Consider the following 17,153-nt stretch of genomic DNA (forward strand, 5'->3'; position numbering starts at 1 on the left):
CGGCGTGGCGGCTGGAGCCGTACTGATCGAGAACGTGTACGTCGCGCCGGTCGCCGGCCCCGAGATCGAGTCCGGATATATCCGGATCGAGGGTGATCGGATCGCCGCCGTCGGCCCGATGACGGACCTGACGCACGGACGGGAGCAGCCGGATCGCCCCGACCGGCCCGACCGCCCCGACCGCCCCGACCGGCCGGATCGGCCCGATCGGCGGGATGGGACGAATCGGGTCGTCCTGCCGGGGCCGGGCGGAGTGGCGCGGATCGACGGCACCGGGTGCCTGGCCACGCCCGGCCTGGTCAACACCCATCACCACCTCTACCAGTGGGCCTCGCAGGGCCTCGCGCAGGACGCGACCCTGTTCGAGTGGCTGGTGGCGTCGTACGAGGTGTGGGCCGCGATGGACGCCGAGGTCGTCAGGGACGCCGCGATCGCGGGCCTCGGCCACCTGGCGCTGTCCGGCTGCACGACCTCCAGCGACCATCACTACCTGTTCCCCAAGGGCCGGGGCGACCTGTTCGCGGCCGGCGTCGAGGCCGCCCGGGAGCTGGGCATCCGCTTCCACCCGGCGCGCGGCTCGATGGACCGGGGCACGTCGCAGGGCGGGCTGCCGCCCGATGTCGTCGTCGAGCGTCTCGACGAGATCCTCACCGCCACGGCCGGCGCGATCGACGCCTACCACGACCCGTCGTTCTCCTCGAAGCTGCGGGTGGCGGTCGCGCCCTGCTCGCCGTTCTCGGTCAGCGCCGACCTGATGACCAAGGCCGCCGAGCTGGCCAGAGACAAGGGCGTACGTCTGCACACGCACCTGGCCGAGACCCTGGACGAGGAGAGGCTCTGCCTGGAGCAGGCGGGTGTGCGGCCGGTCGACTACATGGAGAAGCTCGGCTGGCTGGGACCCGACGTGTGGTTCGCGCACACCGTGCACCTGAGCGACTCCGACATCGACCGGTTCGCCGCCACCGGCACCGGCTCGGCGCACTGTCCCAGCTCCAACGGGCGGCTCGGCGCGGGCATCGCCAGGGTGTCGGAGATGCTGCGGCGCGGCGCGAACGTCGGCCTCGGCGTCGACGGGGCCGCCTCCTCCGAGCTGACCACCCTGTCCGGCGAGATGCGGCAGGCGCTGCTGTTCCAGCGGGCGAGGTACGGTCCTGCCGCGCTCACCGCCCGGCAGGCGCTGGAGCTGGCCACGCTCGGCGGCGCCCGCAACCTCGGCCGCCAGGACGAACTCGGCTCGCTCGAACCGGGAAAGCTCGCCGACCTCGCGCTGTGGCGGGTCGACGAGCCCTTCGCGAGCGCGGTGACCGATCCTGTCTGCGCGCTGGTGTTCGCGACGCGCCAGCCGCCCCTGGCCCGCCTGCTGGTCGGCGGCGAGACGCTGGTCGAGGACGGCGAGTTGCGGACCGTCGCGCATGACGCGGCCGGACGGGCGGGCGCCCGGGCGCACCGCCGCCTGATGCGCCTGGCCGAAGATCGAGGGGTCGCCACCGCCAGGGAGATCCGACCGTGACCCCGCCGGCCGGTCCGCGAGCACGCGCACGGCGACCCAGCCGAGGGCGGGCCCGTGGCGTGCTGCGGCCGAGGGTGGCCCACGGCGCCCCGGCGGTCCGGGGAGCGAGCACGGCGACCCCGCGGGCCGAGGGCGGGCTCGCGGCGACCCGGCGGGCCGAGGGCGGGCCCACGGCGCCCCGGCGGCGTACGGCGCGACCGGCCGGAGACGCCGCGGGCAGGAGTGTGATGATGAAGCGGCAACGGCACGCCCGCTCGCAGCGGGGGAGTGCCCGCCCGCTGACCGCCCAACGCGTGGGAGTACGTAGTGGTTGATCATGTGCTTGTCGCCCCGGACAAGTTCAAGGGGTCGCTGACGGCGGCTGAGGTGGCGGCCAGGGTGTCGGCCGGGCTCGGCGTACCGGCGATCGAGCTGCCGGTGGCCGATGGCGGCGACGGCACCGTTGACGCGGTCGTGGCCTGCGGCTTCACCCGGATCACGCGCGAGGTGACGGGGCCCACCGGCCGGCCGGTCCAGGCCTCCTACGCCTGGCACCCTACCGGCGATCCCACTGGTGACCGGTCCGCCGGATCGGCGCCGCCTCCCGCACGCGATGTCCGGCCTCCCGAGCCTGACGTCCGGCCGGCCGCGCCGGGTGTCCGGCCTTCCGCTCCTGACGCGCGGCCGTCCGCGCCAGACGTGCGGCCGACCGCCGTCATCGAGCTCGCCGAGGCGTCCGGCCTGCGGCGGCTGCCGGGCGACCGGGAGCCGCTCACCGCCACCAGCTACGGCACCGGTGAGCTCATCGCCGACGCCGTCGAGCGGGGCGCGCGACGTGTCGTGCTCGGCCTCGGCGGCAGCGCGTGCACCGACGGGGGAGCGGGCATGGTGCAGGCCCTGGGGGCGCGGCTCCTGGACGCGGAGGGCAGCGAACTCGGCCCGGGAGGGGCGGCCCTGCGAGAGCTGGACCGCATCGACCTGGCCGGCTTCATGGATGTCTCCGGCGTCGAGTTCGTGGTGGCGAGCGACGTCGACAACCCGCTCCTGGGCTCCCACGGGGCGGCGGCGGTCTACGGTCCCCAGAAGGGGGCCACCGCGGACGACGTCAAGACCCTGGAGGCCGCACTCGGCAGGCTGGCCGCCGTCGCCACCCGGACCCACGGCCTCGTCGGCGCGGTCGAGCACGACGGCGCGCCCCGGCCCATGGGCGTCGCCGGAGCCCCGGGAGCCGGGGCCGCCGGCGGGGTCGGCTTCGCCGCCCTCGCCTTCCTGCGTGCCGACATCCGTCCCGGCATCGACTACCTCCTCGACCTGCTGGGCTTCGGTGAGCTCGTCCAGGGCGCCCGGCTGGTGATCGTCGGCGAGGGGTCGCTGGACGAGCAGTCTCTGCGCGGCAAGGCCCCGGTCGGGGTCGCGCAGGCGGCGGCCAAGGCGGGGGTTCCCGTGGTCGCGGTCTGCGGTCGCCGCACCCTGTCCGACGCCGAGCTCCAGGTGGCCGGCATCAAGGCGGCGTACGCGCTCACCGACCTGGAGCCCGATCCGGCCCGCTGCATGGCCGAGGCCGGGCCCCTCCTGGAACGCCTGGCGGCCCGGCTGGCCGCCGACCGCCTGTGACCGGTCCTGACCGTCAGCTCTGAAAGGAAGCCATGACCTCGTACGACCTGGTCGTCCGATCCCGGCGGGCCGTGCTGCCCGAGGGAGAGCGCGCCGCGGCGGTAGGCGTGCGGGAGGGGAGGATCGCGGGCCTGCACGAGTACTCCGCGGAGCTGGAGGCGGCCGAGGACGTCGACCTGCGCGGCATCGCGCTGCTGCCCGGCCTGGTCGACACGCACGTGCACGTGAACGAGCCGGGCCGTACGCACTGGGAGGGGTTCGCGTCGGCCACCCGCGCGGCGGCGGCGGGCGGCGTCACCACGATCGTCGACATGCCGCTCAACTCGGTCCCGCCCACCGTGGACGTCGCGGCCCTGGAGGCCAAGCTGCGCGCCGCCGAGGGCCAGTGCCACGTCGACACCGCGTTCTGGGGCGGCGCGGTCCCCGGCAACCTCAAGGACCTCCGGCCGCTGCACGACCGGGGGGTCCGCGGCTTCAAGTGCTTCCTGTCACCGTCGGGAGTGCCGGAGTTCCCGCCGCTGGACGAGACGGGGACGAGGCGGGCGCTGGAGGAACTCGCCGGGTTCGGCGGGCTCATGGTGGTGCACGCCGAGGATCCGGCGCTGCTGGCCGAACCCGGCGGCCCGACGTACCGGGAGTTCCTGGACTCGCGGCCCGGCGCGGCCGAGCGCGGCGCGGTCGAGCGGGTGATCCGGCTGGCCGGGGAGACCGGCGCCCGGGTGCACATCCTGCACGTGTCCAGCGCCGACTGCCTGGAGCCGCTGGCAGCCGCCCGCGCCGAGGGGCTGGCGATCACCGCCGAGACCTGCCCTCACTACCTGACGCTGACCGCCGAGCAGGTGCCCGAGGGCGACACGAGCTTCAAGTGCTGCCCGCCGATCCGCTCGGCGGCCAACCGTGACCGGCTCTGGGAGGGTCTGGTGAGCGGCGTGCTGAGCTGCGTCGTGTCCGACCACTCGCCCTCGCCCGCCGACCTCAAGGTGCCCGACTTCGCCGCCGCCTGGGGCGGCGTCGCCTCCCTGCAACTGGGCCTGTCCGCCGTCTGGACCGAGGCGTCCCGGCGGGGGTACGGGCTGGACGACGTGGTCCGCTGGATGTCCACCAATCCCGCCGCAATAGCCGAAATTTCGGCGAAAGGTGGGATAAAGCCCGGCAATGACGCCGACCTGGTCGCCTTCGACCCCCGAGCCGTCACCTCCGTCGACGCCCACCGCCTGCATCACCGCAACCCCGTCACGCCCTACCACGGCCGCACCCTCAAGGGCGCCGTCCTGACCACCTGGCTGCGCGGCCGGCCCGTGGACGGCGAGCCGCGCGGCACCCTGCTCCTGGGAGGGCGCTAGATGGCCGGCTTCACCGCACTGCCCGACCTGGCGCTGCGCACGCTCGGCGGCTCGGTCGTGGCCGCCAGCGACGAGTCGTTCGCCGAGAAGGAGAGCCTGATCCGCCCCGGCCGGCCCGGCTTCCAGGCGGCCACGTTCGGCAGCAAGGGGCAGGTGTACGACGGGTGGGAGACCCGCCGCCGTCGCGAGCCGGGCCACGACTGGGCGATCGTCCGGCTCGGGGTGCCCGGCGTGATCCGCGGCGTGCTGATCGACACGGCCTGGTTCAGGGGCAACTACCCGCCGCAGGCCTCGGTGGAGGGCACGGCGGCCGGCGGCCACCCGTCACCCGCCGAGCTCCAGGCCGCCGAGTGGACGGAGCTGGTGCCCAGGTCGGACCTCAGGGGCGACGCCGAGCACGCCTTCGAGGTGTCCGACGAGCGCCGCCACACGCACGTACGGCTCACCATTTTCCCCGACGGCGGCGTCGCCCGGCTGCGCGTGCACGGCGAGGCACGTCCCGACCTGTCCGTCTACGACGGCCTCGGCCTCGACCTGGCCGCGCTCCAGAACGGCGCCCTGGTGACCGCCTGCTCCGACGACTTCTACTCCTCGCCGAACAACGCCATCGCCCCCGGCCTGGCCCGCCACCAGGCCGAAGGCTGGGAGACCGCGCGCCGGCGCGACGGCGGCAACGACTGGCTGGTCATCCGGCTGGCCGGGCGGGGCCACATCCGGCTGGCCGAGATCGACACCACCAACCTGCTGTTCAACGCCCCCGGCGCGGTGTCACTGACCGGCCTCGACGGCGACCGCGAGATCGGCCTGCTGCCGCGAACCCGGCTGCAGCCCGACACCCCGCACCGCTTCCGGATCGAGCACACCGACCCGGTCACCCACGTGCGCGTCGACATCCACCCCGACGGCGGGCTGGCCCGGGTGCGGCTGCACGGCCATCTCGCCTGAACCCGGGCGCCGGGCCGGCCTCACTGCCAGAGGTAGACCAGCGAGCCCGGCGGCCGCTCGCTGTTGGGCGGCGGCCGCTGGAACTGCACCACACCGCCGTTGCCGAGCCTGCGCACCTTGACCTTGAAGCCGAGCTGCTCCAGCTCGGACTTGGCGTCGCGGACGTTCTTGCCCATCACCTGGGGAACCAACCGGAACTCCTGGTCGTCACGGCCCTCGTTGTCGCCCCGGAACCAGTCCCAGAAGTCGGTCTGGCAGCGCGCCACCGTGATCGTCGCCGCCGAGCCCGGATCGACCTCCGCGTTGACCTTGGGCGACTGCGCGATGACCGTACACGGCTCGGCGTCGTCGTCGACCTCGTTGGCCTGCACCTGGAACCCCTGCTGCTGCAGGTAGCCGACGGCCTGGTCCTTGGGCATGCCGCCGACGTCGGGCATCACCAGGCCCGCGCTCACGTAGATGGCGACCTTCGAGTCCTCCTTGACCTTGTCGCCCACCTGCGGCGAGGTGCGGATCACCTTGTTGCGCTCGACCTGCTGGCTGGGCAGCCGCTTGACCGTGCCGACCTCCAGCCCGGCGCGGGCGATGGCGTCGCGGGCGTCGCCCTCGGACATGCCCTCGACCTTGGGCACCAGCACCCGCTTGGGACCGAGTGAGGGCACCAGCGTGATCGTCGCGCCGCTCTCGACCTCCTGCTTGGAGACCGGGTCGGTGCTCAGCACCAGGCCCTCGGCCATCTTCTCGTCGTACTGGCCCTCCGCCCTGTGCACCTTGAAACCGCGCGCGGTGAGGTTGCTCTCGGCCACCGAGATGTTCTTGCCCACCAGGTCGTCGGGCACGGCGACGAGCTTCGTCTGCGAGAAGTACCAGCCGGTCAGCCCGATCGCCACCACCATGACGGCGGCCAGCGTGACCAGGAACCAGTTGGGCCGGAACCCCGCCCGCCGGTGGCCGGTCGGCGGCGGCTGCGCGGGCACCTCGACCCGGGGCTGGATGAGCGTGTGGGCGGGGGCGACCTGCGGCATCGAGTGGGCCTGCGAGTGCGCCCCGGACTGCTGGGAGACGGGCGGGTGGGAGACGGGCGGGTTGGTCAGGCGGGGCAGCATCCGGTGCGCGTCGACGGCCGCCACCAGCATGGCGGTGGCGTCGGCCGGGCGGTCGGCCGGCTCGCGCGCCGTGGCGTGCGCCACCAGCGTGTCGATCAGCGGCGGCACCTCGGGCACCAGCGACGACGGTGCCGGGACCCGGTCGTGAACGTGCCGGTAGGCCACCGACATCGGCGTCTCGCCGTCGTAGGGCTGCTGCCCGGTCACCAGCTCGAACAGCATGATGCCCGCCGCGTAGACGTCGCTGCGCACGTCGGCGCCGCCGGTCATCACCTGCTCGGGCGACATGTAGCCGATCGTGCCGATCATCACGCCGGTGCGGGTCTGATTGGTCGCCTCGATCGCCCTGGCCAACCCGAAGTCGACGACCTTGATCCGGCCGTCGTCGGTCAGCAGGACGTTCTCGGGCTTGACGTCGCGGTGCACCATCCCGGCCTGGTGGGCCGCGCCCAGCGCCGCGAGCACCGGGATCATGATCTCCAGTGCCTCGCGGGCGGGCAGCCGCCCCCGGTCGCGCAGGGTGTCGCGGAGCGTCCGGCCCGGGACGTACTCCATCGAGAGGTAGACCACGTCACCGTCGGTGCCCTGGTCGAAGACGTGCACCACGTTGGGGTGGGAGAGACTGGCCACCGATTTGGCCTCGCCGATGAACCGCCGCACGAACGCCGGGTCCTCGGCGAGCGAGCGGTGCATGACCTTGAGCGCGACCGTACGGTCAAGCCGGATGTCCAGCGCCAGGTAGACGGTGGCCATGCCGCCCCGCGCGATGCGGGACTCGATCCGATAGCGCCCATCGAGCAGCCGCCCGACCAGGGGGTCCGCAGTCGTCGTGTCCACCCCGCTGAGTTTACGGGCGTTTTGCCACCCGCAGGGCCTGACCGCCCGAAACCGATGCCGAGACGTGCCCCTCCGTTACGCCCGGTTCACGGGCCCACCGGCGACGACGCCTCCGCGTAGCGGCGGCGGGGGATCCGGCCCGCCAGCCGGGCGAGCCGGCCCGCCTCGACGGCGCCCCGCATGGCCGCCGCCATCAGGTCGGGCCGCTGCGCCCGGGTGACCGCGGTGGCGAGCAGGACGGCGTCGCAGCCGAGCTCCATCGCCAGCGCGGCGTCGCTCGCCGTGCCGATGCCGGCGTCGAGGATCACCGGCACCCCGGCCGCCTCGACGATGAGTTCGATGCTGTGCGGGTTGCGGATGCCCAGGCCCGAGCCGATGGGCGCGCCGAGCGGCATCACCGCCGCGCAGCCCGCCTGCTCCAGCCGCCGCGCCAGCGCGGGGTCGTCGCCGATGTACGGCAGCACCGTGAACCCGTCGGCCACCAGCCGCTCGGCCGCGTCGAACGTCTCGATCGGGTCGGGCAGCAGGGTCCGCTCGTCGGCGATGACCTCCAGCTTGACCCAGTCGGTGCCGAGCGCCTCCCTGGCCAGCCGGGCGGTCAGCACCGCGTCGCCCGCGGTGAAGCAGCCCGCGGTGTTGGGCAGCACCTTGATGTCGCGCCGGCGCAGCACGTCGAGCACCGAGCCGCGCGCGGCCGGGTCGAGCCGCCGCATCGCGACCGTCGTCAGCCGTGTGCCGGAGGCGACGAGCGCCCGGTCGAGCACGTCGAGCGACGGGGCGCCGCCGGTGCCCATGATGAGCCGCGAGGAGAACTTCTCCCCGGCGATGATCAGGTCATCCACCTTGCACCGCCGTGAGCACCTCGACGCGGTCGCTGTCGCTCAGCGCCGTGGTCTCCCACGTGCCGCGCGTCACCACTTCGTCGTTGACGGCCACCGCGACGCCGGTGGTGGCGCTGGTCAGGATGCGTACGGCCTGGGCCACGGTCGTGCCGTGGGGCACCTCGCGGGCGCTGCCGTTGATCGTCACCTTCATCGTTCCTCCGTGTGCGCGGTCGCGGCCCGGTCGGGGGGCGCCGGCCGCGGGGCCGGCGGCCGGCCGCGCGGGGCCCGCGCGGCGTCGGTGCTCTCGGTCTCTTCTGTGGCGCCGGCGCCGGCGCCGGTGGTGCCAGTGGTGCCGGCGGTGCCGGTGTCCGTGGTGCTCGCGTCGTCGAAACGCGCGGGGGAGCACAGCGCGGCCAGCTCGGGCTCCTCACCCAGCAGGATGGCCGCCGTCAGCGGCGCCAGCAGCACCCCGCCCCGGTGGTGACCGGTGGCCAGCACCAGCCCCGGGACGGCGCTCGGGCCGATGATCGGGACGTTGTCCGGGGTGCCCGGCCGCAGCCCGGCCACGATGTCGGCCACCTCCAGCTCGGTGACGCCCGGCACCAGCTCCCGCGCGTCGCGCAGCAGCTCGTAGAGCCCGCCGGCGGTCACCCGGGTGTCGAACCCGAGCTCCTCCTGGGTGGCGCCGACCACCAGCTCGCCGTCGCCGCGCGGCACCAGGTAGACGGGGGTGCCGTGCACCGTGCCCCGCACGCACCGGCCGAGCAGCGGCTCGGTGGAGCGCAGCCGCATGATCTGCCCCTTGACCGGGCGCACCGGGACGTCGGCCAGCTCGGCGCTCCACGCCCCGGCCGCCAGGACGACCCGGTCGGCCCGGATCTCCGGCGGGACGCCCGGCGGCTCCAGCCGTACGCCCGCGACCGTGTCGCCGTCGCGCAGGAGCTCGCTCACCCGGGCCCGCACCAGGGGGACACCGCGCCGCTCCAGGGCGGCGAGCAGCGCCGCCGTGACGCGGCGCGGGTCGACCCAGGCGTCGCCCGGCGCCAGCAGCCCGCCGCGCACCGACGGCGCCAGCATCGGCTCCAGGCGGCGGCACTCGCGTCCGGTCAGCCGCTCGACCGGCAGCCCCAGCTTCTCCATGTACGCGGCCAGCTCGTCCAGCGCGGCCAGGTCGTCGGCCCCGAACGCCACGTCGAGGGTGCCGTCGGCGCGCAGGCCGAGCCCGATCCGGGCCGCCTCCGCCGGGTCGCCGGCCGGCTCGAACCCCGCCTCGGCGGCCAGTTCGGCGGCGAACGACGGCCAGCCGCGCAGCGAGGCCGCGCCCAGCCGGAGCAGCGGCTGCTCGGTGTAGGAGACCTCGCTGACCGGCGCCAGCATGCCCGCCGCGGCGTGCGAGGCGCCCGCGGCCGGGGCCGGGTCGACCACGGTCACGTCCTGGCCGGCGCGGCTCAGCCGCCAGGCCACCGACAGCCCGACGACGCCGCCACCCACGATCACATCCACTCGCGCTCCCTTCGCCGGCATGATCCGGATCAGGTGTCTTGCGGTCGAAGGCCCGGTGCAGCCTTCCTCTCAGCCCGGTCACGGCCGGACTCCCGCGCGTCATGCGCCTTCCACCCTAAGGCCTCGGCGCGGCGGGCCGGCACGGGCCCCGTTATGGTCTTGACCGTGAAGCATGTCGTGGTGGTGGGAGCGGGCCTGGCTGGCCTGCGCAGCGTCGAGGCACTGCGCGCCCGTGGTTTCGGCGGCGAGATCACGCTGGTCGGGCAGGAGCGGCACCGTCCGTACGACCGGCCGCCGCTGTCCAAGGCGGTGCTGCTCGGCGACACCGACTCCAGCTTCGTCGACTCCGACCTCGCCGAGCTGGAGGTCGACTTCCGGCCCGGCGTTACGGCCACGTCGCTGCGGCCGGGCACCCTGGTCACCAGCGAGGGCGAGCTCGGTTACGACGGCCTGGTCATCGCCACCGGCGCCGATCCCGTCCGGCTGCCCGGAGACGGGCCCCAGCACGTGCTGCGCACCCTCGACGACGCGCTGGAGCTGCGCGCCCTGCTGGTGAGCGACGCCCGCGTGGTCGTCATCGGGGCCGGCTGGATCGGCGCCGAGGTGGCCGGCGCCGCGCGCCGGTCCGGCTGCGCGGTCACCGTGATCGAGGCGGGCCCCGCCCCGCTCGCGCAGGCCGTCGGCGCCGAGATCGGCGCCCGCACCCAAGGCTGGTACGACGGCATCGACCTGCGGCTCGGCGCCCTGGTCGGCTCGGTCGACGAGGGCGGCGTGCGGCTGGCCGGCGGCGAGTTCGTCCCGGCGGACGTGGTCGTCACCGGTGTCGGCGTCCGCCCGGCCGTCGAGTGGCTCGCCGACGCCGACATCGACCTGCACAACGGCGTCGTCACCGACGAGCACCTGCGCACCTCGATGCCCGGCGTGGTGGCGGTGGGCGACTGCGCCGCCTGGTGGTCGCGCCGCTTCGGCGCCAGGCTCAGGGTCGAGCACTGGGACACCGCGCTCAGCGCCCCCGACGTCGCCGCGGCGACCCTGATGGGGCAGGAGGCGGTGTACGACCCGGTGCCCTACTTCTGGTCGGAACAGTTCGGTCACATGGTGCAGTACGCCGGTCACCACCAGGCCGGGTCTCGCCTGCTCTACCGGGGCGCACCGGCTGAAAAGTGGTCGGCCTGCTGGCTCACCGCCGACGGCGCGCTGGCCGCGGTGCTGGCCGTCGACCGGCCTCGCGACCTCGTCCAAGGGCGCCGGATCATCGGCGACGGTCAGCGACTTGACATGGAACGCCTGGTAGATCCCGATGTCTCTCTACGAGATTGTGTTGTTTGAGCAAGCACGGCATGTGGTAGTTGTGGTTTCGTGACGCTTTCTGTTGCACAGATCGACCGGGAGACCGACCAGCTCGTCGACGAGTGGCTCACTCTTCCTCAAGTGGCCGAGCGCCTCGACCTTTCGATCGGCCGTGCCAAACAACTCCTCAAGGACCACAAACTGCTCGGCGTACGCCGGGGAGGGGGCGGGCCACAGGTGCCCGCGGTGTTCCTCGACGGAAAGGACGTGATGAAGGGCCTGCCGGGCACGCTGACCGTGCTCCGCGACGCCGGCTACGACGACGTCGAGGCGCTGCGCTGGCTCTTCACCCCCGACGACTCCCTGCCAGGCTCGCCCGTCCAGGCGCTCAGGGCGGGTCGTCATACCGAGGTCAAGCGGCGTGCCCAGGCTCTCGGTTTCTGACGCGCGGCTCTACCTCTGCACCGACGGCCGGCGTGACCGCGGTGATCTGGCCGACTTCCTCGACGCGGTGCTCGCGGGCGGTGTCGACATCGTTCAGCTGCGGGAGAAGGGCCTGGAGGCGCGCGAGGAGCTCGCGCTGCTCGAGGTCTTCCGCGACGCCTGTGACCGCCACGGCAGGCTGCTGGCGGTCAACGACCGGGCCGACGTGGCCTACGCCGCCCGTGCCGACGTGCTCCACCTGGGGCAGGACGATCTGCCGGTGAGGGTCGCGCGAGAGATACTCGGCGACGACGTCCTCATCGGAAGATCCACTCACTCCACCGCCGAGGCGTCCGCCGCCGCGGTGCAGGACGGCGTCGACTACTTCTGCTGCGGCCCGATCTGGCCCACGCCGACCAAGCCCGGCCGCCACGCGCCGGGGCCGCCCCTGCTCAGGCACGCGGCCTCGCTCGGCACGGACCGGCCGTGGTTCGGCATCGGCGGCATCGACCTGGCCAACCTCGACGAGGTCATGTCCTGCGGGGTCACCCGGGTCGTGGTGGTGCGGGCGATCACCGAGGCCGACGACCCGGGCGCCGCGGCGGCTGAGTTCGCCAAGCGCCTGGCCGCCTGACCGCCCGCGACGGCCACCCGGCAGGGGCCGCGCGGCAGTGGCGCGGCGGCGCGACGCTCGTCGAGCGCGCCCATCACCGCCATCGGGGGCCGGCCGCGGGCTGCCGCCGTCGGCCGCTCAGGTGCGGTAGGAGGTGGCGCGCCGGCCTTGCGTCGCCGCCGTCGACTGCTCAGGTGCGGCGGGAGGTGGCGGCGACGGCCAGCGCCGCGAGGGCCGCACGCGCCTCGGCCGTGATCGGCGCCTTCTCCAGGGAGGCGAGCGCCTCGGCGAGGTAGTCGCCGATCAGGTCCTCGCACTCCCGCAGCGCGCCGGTGTCCTCGATGACGGCCCGCAGGGCCGCCACGCCCCGCGCGTCGAGGTCGGGGTCGCCCAGCAGGCGGCGCACCGTCTCGGCCTGCCCGGGGGAGGCGGCCGCCAGGGTGCGGGCCACCAGCATCGTCCGCTTGCCCTCACGCAGGTCGTCGCCGGCCGGCTTGCCGGTGCGCGCCGGGTCGCCGAACACCCCCAGGATGTCGTCGCGCAGCTGGAACGCGATGCCCACCCGGGTGCCGTAGGTCGTGCACAGCTCGTCCATCCAGGGCGCGGGCCCGCCTGCGGCCAGCACCAGGCCGAGCCGGAGCGGCTGCTCGACGGAGTACTTGCCGCTCTTGTAGAGGGCGACCCGCAGGGCCGACTCGAAGGTGTTCTCGCCGCCCGCCTGCTCCAGCAGGTCGAGGTACTGGCCGCACATCAGCTCGGTGCGCATGTGGTCGTGCACCGGCTGGGCCGCCGCCAGCGACTCGGGCGGCAGGCCGCTGGTGCGCCACATCTCGCCCGACCAGATCAGCAGCAGGTTGCCCAGCAGGATCGCCGCGCCCTCGCCGAACTGCTCGGCCGAGCCGTGCCAGCCAGACTTCGCGTGCATCGACTGGAAACGGCGGTGGGCGGACGGCATGCCCCGGCGCAGGTCGCTCTTGTCCATCACGTCGTCGTGCACCAGCGCGCTGGCCTGCAGCAACTCCAGTGACGCCGCCGCCGTGAAGATCTCGGGCAGCTCGGCGCCGCCCGCGCCCCGCCAGCCCCAGTAGCAGAACGCGGGGCGCAGCCGCTTGCCGCCCGACAGTAGCTCCTCGGCGGCCAGTCGCAGGGGCTCGAACTCGGGGGCGCCGGTGGCGGGAAGCCGCCGTCCGACGAACTCGCGCAGGGAACGGTCAACCTGCTCACGAAGGACGTCCATGCTCGCGACCTCGGTGCTCATGCCCTTGAGACTAGTGGCCGGGCGGCCGGCCACAGATCTCCAGGCGCCGCTTCGACCGACCGTTCCAGGGTTGTCACGGTAACCTGGGGCCATGGCACTTGGCCGACCCTCCGTCCTGCCCGACCGGGTTCCCACCGTCCGCGAGCTGCTCGCCGCGGGTGGGCGGTCCTTCTCCTTCGAGTTCTTCCCGCCGAAGACCGACGAGGGCGAGCGCCTGCTGTGGCGGGCCATCCGGGAGCTCGAGTCGCTCCGGCCGACCTTCGTCTCGGTGACCTACGGAGCCGGCGGCTCCAACCGTGACCGCACGGTCGACATCGTGGAGCGGCTCGCCCACGGCACCACACTGACCCCTGTGGCCCATTTCACCGCGGTCAACCACTCGATCAAGGAGCTGCGCCACCTGGTGGGCCGGTTCGCCGACGCCGGGGTGCGCAACATCCTGGCCGTGCGCGGCGACCCGCCCGGCGACCCCACGGGCGAGTGGGTCCGCCACCCCGAGGGCGTGCGCTACGCCGAGGACCTGGTGCGGCTGATCCGGCAGTCCGGCGACTTCTGCGTCGGCGTGGCCGCGTTCCCCTTCAAGCACCCGCGCTCGCCGTCGATCGAGTCCGACACCGAATACTTCGTGCGCAAGTGCGAGGCCGGTGCCGACTACGCGATCACCCAGATGTTCTTCCAGGCGGAGGACTACCTGCGGCTGCGCGACCGGGTGGCGGCCCGGGGGTGTGACACGCCGATCATCCCGTGCATCATGCCCGTGACGCAGATGAGCACGATCGCGCGGTCGGAGCAGCTGTCGGGGGCGCCCTTCCCGCCCGACGTGGCGGCCCGTTTCGAGGCGGTGGCCGACGATCCGGCCGCCGTGCGCCGGCTCGGCATCGACCACGGGGTCGAGCTGTGCCAGCGGCTGCTCGACGAGGGCGCGCCGGGCATCCACTTCATCACGTTCAACCGGTCGAGCGCCTCTCGCGAGGTCTTCCGGCGGCTCTCGCCCGCCGCGGCGCTGCCGGTCTGACACCTGGCGACGCCACGAAGCGCCCGCTCCCGTGAGGGGGCGGGCGCTTCGCGTGTGGGTGGGGTGCGGGTTTCGGATGGGGGCCGCCACCCGCCCGCAGGGGGACCGGGCGGGTGGCGGTAGGGGACGGGTAGACGCGGGGTAAAGCGTCCATTACCTTGCGTAGCTAATGTTGCCCCGAGTAATGGCGACCAAACTCACAGGTCAAGGCTTTACCAGCGGAGATGTCAGCGGAGGGGGAGAGGAGCGCCCGCGATCGCGTACTCTTCGTGACCGCCCGGGAAGACGAAACCGGTCAGCAGGTCGACGAACCCCATGCTCCGGTAGAGGTGGCGGGCCATGGTGGGCCGGTCGTGGGTGGAGAGCACGGCCGAGCGCTCCCCGCGTCCGGCGCACAGGGTCGTGACCATCGCGCGGCCGATGCCCTTGCCCTGGTAGTCGGGGTGGACGTGGATCTCGGCCAGCTCGAACGCGCTGCCCAGCCAGGCGTCGGCCGCCTCGGGGCCGGATCTCTCCTCCACGGCCCGGTACACGACGTCGTGCCACCACTGGCCGGGGGCGCCGCGGAACCCGTAGGCGAAGCCGACGATGATCGCGGGCGGGGCGCCCCGCCCGCTGCCCCGGGCGCCGTGGCTTCCCGGGGCGTTCGCAGAGATTTCGTAGTCCGGCGCTCGCAATTCTGCGAAATAGCACTGAAAATACGGATATGTCCCGTGGTTTCGCATGATGCTGGCGCGGCCGGAGATCTGGTCCGCGGGCGGGCGCATGGCGGCGGTGTAGATGTCGATCACCGTGTCCAGCCGTTCGCCGAACTCGTCAGGTCCCGCGCCGCGAAACTCGATCACGCGTCGCACCCTACTCGACGTCGACGGGGTCTCCGCCGGTGATGCGCAGCAGCTCGTCGTAGGAGGTGGGGAAGACCGTGAGCGGATGGCCGCCGGCTGCCCACACCACCTCGTGCTTGGCCAGCCAGTTGTCCACCAGGGTCCGCACGGGCGCCGGATGGCCGACGGGGGCCACGCCGCCGATCGGCTGGCCCGTCGCCTCGCGGACGAACTCAGGGGTCGCCCGCCGTACGCGCTGGACTCCGGCGGTGCGGGCGACGAGTTCGACGTCGACGCGGTGCGCGCCGCTCGTCAGCACGAGCAGCGGTGCGCCGTCGGCCTCGAAGATGAGGCTGTTGGCGATCGCCCCGACGTCACAACCGAGCTGGGCGGCGGCGGTGGCGGCGGTGGGCGCCTTCTCGGGCAGCACCACGATCTCTCCCGTGGCTCCTCGCTCACCCAGGGCCGACTGGACCAGAACGCTGTTGGCGGGCAACTTCTCAGACATGTGGACACTCTAAAGCGAGTGATGGCGGCATTACCGCGCCATGGTGGTGGTGTAGTGTCCTTTGCTTTGAATAGGACGGAATGAGAGGTGGTTTTGGTGGTGGCACGACGCCTGCCCGGAATGGCTGCTCTCGTAACGGCGAGCACCCTCGTCCTGGCGGGGCTCGGCGCGTCCGGCGCGCACGCCCGGCCGCTCGCCGCCTCCGTCACGACTCCCGTCGCTCTCCCGGCGCCCGTCGCGGCCGTGGCCGCGCCGATCACGGCGCCGCGTAAGACGCTGCGGCTCGGCGCCAAGGGCGAGGCGGTCGTCTGGCTGCAGGAGCGCCTCACCGGGCTCGGCTACCGCCCGGGCAAGGCCGACGGACGCTATGGCGGCGCCACGCTGGCAGCCGTCTGGGCGTTCCAGAAGGTCAACGGCATCAAGCCGAGCAGCACCGTCGCCCGGCGAACCTGGGCCGCGCTGGAGCGGCCCAAGGCGCCCAAGGTGCTGGTCGCGGGCGGCCGGCCGACCCGCGCCGAGGTCAACCTGTCCAAGCAGATCATGGTCCTGTACGTGGACGGCGCGCCCCGGCTGATCACCCATATCTCCTCGGGCAGCGGCGTCCCCTACTGCGAGACCGCCGTGTGGCAGGGCAAGAGCCAGCGCTTCTGCGGCTCGGCCCGGACACCCACGGGCGACTACCGGACCACGTGGCGCGCCTCGGGATGGCACAAGTCCTACCTGGGCCGGCTCTACAACCCGATCTTCTTCAACGGCGGCATCGCGTTCCACGGGGCGCTCTCGGTGCCGCTTCACCCGGCTTCGCATGGATGCGTCCGGATGCCGATGAACGTGGCCGAGGTGCTGCCCGGGATGCTCGGCAAGGGCGTGCCGGTGCACGTGCGTGGCGCCTTCGGCAGGGCCTAGCGGCCGGTCGGCAGGTCGAGGGAGGCGAGGCCGCGGACGGTGATCTCGGCGGCCTCCAGGGCGGCCTCGGCGGCCCGCTCCGTGGAACCGTCACGGTTGAGACTGACCACGGCGGCCAGTTTGGTGGCGCCCACCACGGCGCCCACCGCCGCGGCGGCCTCCACCGGGTCGAGCCGTCCAGGGTAGGCCTCGTGCAGCGTCCGCGTGAGCCGGAGCTGGCTGTCGAACAACAGATGCAGGGCGCGGGCCTGTAGCGCGGGGACGGTCATGATGAGCCGCATCCGCAGCTGTGCGTCCTCGGGCCGGAAGTCCTGGTCGTCGACCGTCCAGGCGAGATTGGCGCGCACCATCCGCATGAGCAGCTCCGACGGGGCCTCATCCGCTCGCCTGGACGCGACCAGGGCGAGCATTCCGTCGAGGCGGCCGTCGGTGTCGTGGAAGAGCACGTCCTCCTTGCTGGCGAAGTAGCTGAAGAACGTGCGAGTCGACACGTCGGCCTCCGTCGCGATCTCCGCCAGGGTGGTCTCCTCGTAACCCTGCTCGTCGAACAGCCGGAGCGCGGCCTCGATCAGCGCGCGGCGCGTGCGCTGCTTCTTGCGCTCCCGAATTCCCACCATGTCATGAACTGTACTGCACAGAATAATGATTTACATCC

Annotated in this window: 17 protein-coding genes and 1 riboswitch; of the genes, 9 read left to right on the forward strand and 8 right to left on the reverse strand. The window is 73.4% G+C overall.

What is annotated here, in order from left to right; genetic code table 11:
- Positions 1-4 precede the first annotated feature (4 nt).
- The 4 genes from AB0I38_RS14810 to alc all read left to right on the forward strand — a co-directional run bounded on the left by AB0I38_RS14810 (position 5) and on the right by alc (position 5,391).
- On the forward strand, positions 5-1,510 hold the full coding sequence (locus AB0I38_RS14810) for an 8-oxoguanine deaminase (protein WP_358467045.1): 1,506 nt from the start codon (positions 5-7) through the stop codon (positions 1,508-1,510).
- Positions 1,511-1,816: 306 nt separating this feature from the next.
- On the forward strand, positions 1,817-3,103 hold the full coding sequence (locus AB0I38_RS14815) for a glycerate kinase (RefSeq protein ID WP_358467047.1): 1,287 nt from the start codon (positions 1,817-1,819) through the stop codon (positions 3,101-3,103).
- A gap of 32 nt (positions 3,104-3,135) precedes the next feature.
- Entirely contained in the window at positions 3,136-4,446 is a 1,311-nt protein-coding gene (allB, locus tag AB0I38_RS14820; protein ID WP_358467049.1) for an allantoinase AllB, read from the forward strand.
- Complete coding sequence (gene alc, locus AB0I38_RS14825; protein WP_358467051.1) at positions 4,447-5,391, forward strand: allantoicase; 945 nt, start codon at positions 4,447-4,449, stop codon at positions 5,389-5,391.
- 20 nt (positions 5,392-5,411) lie between these two features.
- Here alc and pknB read toward each other — a convergent pair whose 3' ends face one another.
- From pknB to thiO, 4 genes are all read right to left on the reverse strand, one after another.
- Complete coding sequence (gene pknB / locus AB0I38_RS14830; RefSeq protein WP_358467053.1) at positions 5,412-7,334, reverse strand: Stk1 family PASTA domain-containing Ser/Thr kinase; 1,923 nt, start codon at positions 7,332-7,334, stop codon at positions 5,412-5,414.
- Positions 7,335-7,420: 86 nt separating this feature from the next.
- On the reverse strand, positions 7,421-8,176 hold the full coding sequence (locus AB0I38_RS14835; protein WP_436838742.1) for a thiazole synthase: 756 nt from the start codon (positions 8,174-8,176) through the stop codon (positions 7,421-7,423).
- Positions 8,169-8,369, reverse strand: a complete 201-nt coding sequence (gene thiS / locus AB0I38_RS14840; RefSeq protein ID WP_358467055.1) for a sulfur carrier protein ThiS — start codon at positions 8,367-8,369, stop codon at positions 8,169-8,171. The genes AB0I38_RS14835 and thiS overlap by 8 nt, the downstream gene beginning before the upstream one ends.
- Positions 8,366-9,661: a glycine oxidase ThiO gene (thiO, locus tag AB0I38_RS14845; protein WP_358467057.1), complete on the reverse strand. Its 1,296-nt coding sequence runs from the start codon at positions 9,659-9,661 to the stop codon at positions 8,366-8,368. The genes thiS and thiO overlap by 4 nt, the downstream gene beginning before the upstream one ends.
- Positions 9,651-9,767: riboswitch (TPP riboswitch) on the reverse strand. (Overlaps the previous gene by 11 nt.)
- A 59-nt stretch (positions 9,768-9,826) precedes the next feature.
- On the opposite strand from thiO, the gene AB0I38_RS14850 reads away from it, so the two are divergent.
- The 3 genes from AB0I38_RS14850 to thiE are packed head-to-tail and all read left to right on the forward strand — an operon-like array spanning position 9,827 to position 12,008.
- Positions 9,827-10,990, forward strand: a complete 1,164-nt coding sequence (locus AB0I38_RS14850; protein ID WP_358467059.1) for an NAD(P)/FAD-dependent oxidoreductase — start codon at positions 9,827-9,829, stop codon at positions 10,988-10,990.
- Between the two features lie 30 nt (positions 10,991-11,020).
- On the forward strand, positions 11,021-11,395 hold the full coding sequence (locus AB0I38_RS14855) for an Rv2175c family DNA-binding protein (RefSeq protein WP_358467061.1): 375 nt from the start codon (positions 11,021-11,023) through the stop codon (positions 11,393-11,395).
- Positions 11,373-12,008, forward strand: a complete 636-nt coding sequence (gene thiE, locus AB0I38_RS14860) for a thiamine phosphate synthase (RefSeq protein WP_358467063.1) — start codon at positions 11,373-11,375, stop codon at positions 12,006-12,008. Before AB0I38_RS14855 ends, thiE begins: the two co-directional genes overlap by 23 nt.
- A gap of 169 nt (positions 12,009-12,177) precedes the next feature.
- Here thiE and AB0I38_RS14865 read toward each other — a convergent pair whose 3' ends face one another.
- Positions 12,178-13,245, reverse strand: a complete 1,068-nt coding sequence (locus tag AB0I38_RS14865; RefSeq protein WP_358467065.1) for a polyprenyl synthetase family protein — start codon at positions 13,243-13,245, stop codon at positions 12,178-12,180.
- A gap of 91 nt (positions 13,246-13,336) precedes the next feature.
- Here AB0I38_RS14865 and metF point away from each other — a divergent pair, with 91 nt between their 5' ends.
- Positions 13,337-14,260, forward strand: a complete 924-nt coding sequence (gene metF / locus AB0I38_RS14870) for a methylenetetrahydrofolate reductase [NAD(P)H] (protein WP_358467067.1) — start codon at positions 13,337-13,339, stop codon at positions 14,258-14,260.
- Between the two features lie 227 nt (positions 14,261-14,487).
- Here metF and AB0I38_RS14875 read toward each other — a convergent pair whose 3' ends face one another.
- Both AB0I38_RS14875 and AB0I38_RS14880 read right to left on the reverse strand, forming a co-directional pair.
- Positions 14,488-15,105 (reverse strand): GNAT family N-acetyltransferase, encoded by a 618-nt coding sequence (locus tag AB0I38_RS14875; RefSeq protein WP_358467069.1) that lies wholly within the window; start codon positions 15,103-15,105, stop codon positions 14,488-14,490.
- A gap of 10 nt (positions 15,106-15,115) precedes the next feature.
- Positions 15,116-15,592: a YbaK/EbsC family protein gene (locus AB0I38_RS14880; protein ID WP_358467071.1), complete on the reverse strand. Its 477-nt coding sequence runs from the start codon at positions 15,590-15,592 to the stop codon at positions 15,116-15,118.
- Positions 15,593-15,712: 120 nt separating this feature from the next.
- On the opposite strand from AB0I38_RS14880, the gene AB0I38_RS14885 reads away from it, so the two are divergent.
- The gene (locus tag AB0I38_RS14885; RefSeq protein WP_358467073.1) at positions 15,713-16,498 is read left to right on the forward strand and encodes a L,D-transpeptidase family protein; all 786 of its coding nucleotides are present in this window, start codon (positions 15,713-15,715) and stop codon (positions 16,496-16,498) included.
- Here AB0I38_RS14885 and AB0I38_RS14890 read toward each other — a convergent pair.
- Complete coding sequence (locus AB0I38_RS14890; protein WP_358467075.1) at positions 16,495-17,115, reverse strand: TetR/AcrR family transcriptional regulator; 621 nt, start codon at positions 17,113-17,115, stop codon at positions 16,495-16,497. The two genes, AB0I38_RS14885 and AB0I38_RS14890, sit on opposite strands and share 4 nt — an antisense overlap.
- Between the last annotated feature and the right edge of the window lie 38 nt (positions 17,116-17,153).

The sequence above is a fragment of the Nonomuraea cavernae genome, from assembly GCF_040655715.1.
Taxonomy (GTDB): Bacteria; Actinomycetota; Actinomycetes; order Streptosporangiales; family Streptosporangiaceae; genus Nonomuraea; species Nonomuraea cavernae_A.

Coding starts and splice junctions, on each gene's coding strand:
- allB (WP_358467049.1), top strand. CDS start 3,136: ATGACCTCGTACGACCTGGTCGTCCGATCCCGGCGGGCCGTGCTGCCC.
- alc (WP_358467051.1), top strand. CDS start 4,447: ATGGCCGGCTTCACCGCACTGCCCGACCTGGCGCTGCGCACGCTCGGC.
- AB0I38_RS14890 (WP_358467075.1), bottom strand. CDS start 17,115: ATGGTGGGAATTCGGGAGCGCAAGAAGCAGCGCACGCGCCGCGCGCTG.
- thiS (WP_358467055.1), bottom strand. CDS start 8,369: ATGAAGGTGACGATCAACGGCAGCGCCCGCGAGGTGCCCCACGGCACG.
- AB0I38_RS14880 (WP_358467071.1), bottom strand. CDS start 15,592: ATGTCTGAGAAGTTGCCCGCCAACAGCGTTCTGGTCCAGTCGGCCCTG.
- AB0I38_RS14865 (WP_358467065.1), bottom strand. CDS start 13,245: ATGAGCACCGAGGTCGCGAGCATGGACGTCCTTCGTGAGCAGGTTGAC.
- AB0I38_RS14885 (WP_358467073.1), top strand. CDS start 15,713: ATGGCTGCTCTCGTAACGGCGAGCACCCTCGTCCTGGCGGGGCTCGGC.
- metF (WP_358467067.1), top strand. CDS start 13,337: ATGGCACTTGGCCGACCCTCCGTCCTGCCCGACCGGGTTCCCACCGTC.